Source organism: Noviherbaspirillum malthae (assembly GCF_015352985.1).
GTDB lineage: Bacteria > Pseudomonadota > Gammaproteobacteria > Burkholderiales > Burkholderiaceae_D > Noviherbaspirillum > Noviherbaspirillum malthae.
In genome coordinates, this window is the sequence record NZ_JACYXF010000196.1 from 1 (window position 1) to 909 (window position 909).

Below are 909 nucleotides of genomic sequence, written 5' to 3' on the forward strand. Positions count from 1 at the left end.
GCGCACGACGAGCTTGTTGGGCAGGGTGCGCAGGGTGCCGATGACGGCGCCGAGGACGAGGGCCATGATCCAGGCCAGCAAGGCGGTGGCCAGGGTCCAGTACAGGCCCGACAGCAGCGTGTCCATGTAGGTGCCGACGGCGTCGGGTGACGGCTCCCAGAAAATGCGCCAGTTCCAGTTGTAGTTCATGGTTTGCTTTCTAATATCGAATGCCGCGCAGCCTGCTTGAAATTTCAGGAGGACTGCACGGCAAAGGCATGCGCTCGGAAAGATCGAGAATTACTGGTAAGCCGCCGGCTCGCCGGAGTCGGTCGGCTTGACGGTGATCTTCTTCAGCTGGTCGCTCATCGGCCAGTTCAGGTTCACGCCCTTGGGCGGAATCGGCGACTGGAACCACTTGGCGTAGATGCGGTTGATCTCGCCCGACTTGAACACGCCGACGATCGCATCATCGACCACCTTCTTGAAGCCCGGATCGTCGCGGCGCAGCATGATGCCGTAGGGCTCGAGCTGCAGCGCATCCTTGGTGATGGCGTAGTCGGCCGGCGACTTGGATGTGGCAGCCAGCGAAGCCAGCAGGATGTCATCCATCAGGAAGGCCACCGCGCGGCCGGTTTCCACCATCAGGAAAGCCTCGGCATGGTCCTTGGCCGACAGGATGTTCATGCCCAGGTTCTTCTCGGTATTGAGCGCGGTCACCTGGCGCATCGACGTGGTGCCGGCGGTCGACACCAGGGTCTTGCCCTTGAGGTCGTTGAGGCTGTTGATGTTGGAAGCCTTCTTGGCCAGCAGGCGGTTGCCCGAGACGAAGGTCGTCGGTGCGAAGGCGACCTGCTTCTGGCGCTCGACGTTGTTGGTGGTCGAACCGCACTCGAGGTCGATGGTGCCGTTGGCCATGAGCGGAATGCG

At 62.0% G+C, this 909-nt stretch carries 1 protein-coding gene and 1 pseudogene; both read right to left on the minus strand.

The window, feature by feature from the left end; genetic code table 11:
* Positions 1–189: pseudogene (locus IGW03_RS37730) on the minus strand (amino acid ABC transporter permease); the annotation flags it as partial.
* A gap of 90 nt (positions 190–279) precedes the next feature.
* Positions 280–909, minus strand: a 630-nt coding sequence (locus IGW03_RS37735) for a transporter substrate-binding domain-containing protein (protein ID WP_194727498.1), incomplete at its 5' end; no start/stop codon positions are given.